Source organism: Bariatricus sp. HCP28S3_F11 (genome assembly GCF_052065395.1).
Taxonomy (GTDB): Bacteria; Bacillota; Clostridia; order Lachnospirales; family Lachnospiraceae; genus Allocoprococcus.
The window spans coordinates 1-356 of record NZ_JBQHUC010000129.1 but is presented as its reverse complement, the minus strand read 5'-3'; the positions used below and the strand labels follow the sequence as shown (position 1 = coordinate 356).

The window sequence follows — 356 nt, the reverse complement described above, 5'->3', positions numbered from 1 at the left end:
ATTCGAAGATGTCTCTGAGTATGAACTTTTTATTCGCTGTTTTTCAGAGCAGTCCATTGTCGAACAGGGAAAACGTCGCTGGATTACTAAGGAAGACAACCTCGGCAATTCAACCATGCTGTTAAATCCAACTGATCCTGAGGCTACATACCGAAGGAAAGCAGGGAAAGAATATTGCGGCTATGTGGCTAATGTAGAGGAAACTGTTGGGAAAAATGGTTCTGTTGTAACCAGCTATGAGTATGAATCCAATATCCATTCAGACTCACAGTTTATAAAAGAACATCTGGAAGCCTTGCCAAAACAAGAAGAAAACACAAGTATGATCGTGGATGGGGCCTACTATAGTGAGGAAG

At 41.6% G+C, this 356-nt stretch carries 1 pseudogene; it reads left to right on the top strand.

Annotated elements, in window-relative coordinates:
• Positions 1-356, top strand: a pseudogene (locus tag ACTNBR_RS16605) (transposase); the annotation flags it as partial.